The following is a 915-nucleotide window of genomic DNA, read 5'->3' on the forward strand; positions in this document are numbered from 1 at the left end:
CTGAACGATGAAACTGAACCTGATTACCACTACTTTACTGCTTGCGTCGGCAAGTGCCATCGCCGAGCCAAACATCACCATTTCTACCACGACCAACAGCCGTGACTTCCCGCTAAGTGCAGAGCAGCCTTTGGTTGTGCCTCTAACCAAAGACGGATACACGCTTAAAATCACGGGCGTTGAAGGTGACTGCGTTGCACCTGATGGTCAGAAAGTGAAGTTCAACAAACCTATCGCGCTAAATTGTGGCAAGCCGACCGAACTGCCACTCAAAGTTCGCTTTACTGGCGACTATTCCTTCGCTTATGACGACGCGGCTAAGACGTTGCTGTTTAAGCGAGAGCCAAAAAAAGCAGCAAAAACCGAATTTAAACGCCCGATCCCGCAAGTGCAATGTGAGGTTTACCAAGGCGGAGAAGTGACGATCGCTCTGGGGGATAGCTTTCCTGAAGGCACCAAGTTACGCGATGCTTATTCAGGTCAAATGGTTGAAGTGACAGAGCAGAAAGTATCACTGACGCCAAGTAAAGACTCTGGCGGCCTAGTGCTGCTAGAGCCTGTGCAGAAAACCAAAGAAGCGGTGCCATTTGATTACCGAAACGCGAACATTTACTTCGTGATGGTTGACCGTTTCAACAACGCAGACGCAAGTAACGACAACAGTTATGGTCGCAAAAAAGACGGCAAAGATGAAGTTGGCACGTTCCACGGCGGTGACCTTAAAGGCGTAATTGAGAAATTGGATTACATCAAGAGCCTAGGTACAGACGCGATTTGGTTGTCGCCAATCGTTGAACAAGTGCACGGCTTTGTCGGTGGTGGCGATAGTGGCTCATTCCCGTTTTATGCTTACCATGGCTACTGGACGCGCGATTTCACCAAGATTGATGAGAACTTCGGTAACGAAGAAGATTT

General features: G+C 48.9%; 1 protein-coding gene. It reads left to right on the top strand.

Annotated features, from left to right (window positions below):
- Nucleotides 1-7: 7 nt before the first annotated feature.
- Nucleotides 8-915: alpha-amylase family glycosyl hydrolase (locus R7Z50_RS25545; RefSeq protein WP_318149481.1), on the top strand; the 908-nt coding region annotated here is incomplete at its 3' end.

The sequence above is a fragment of the Vibrio sp. 1249-1 genome, from assembly GCF_033340495.1.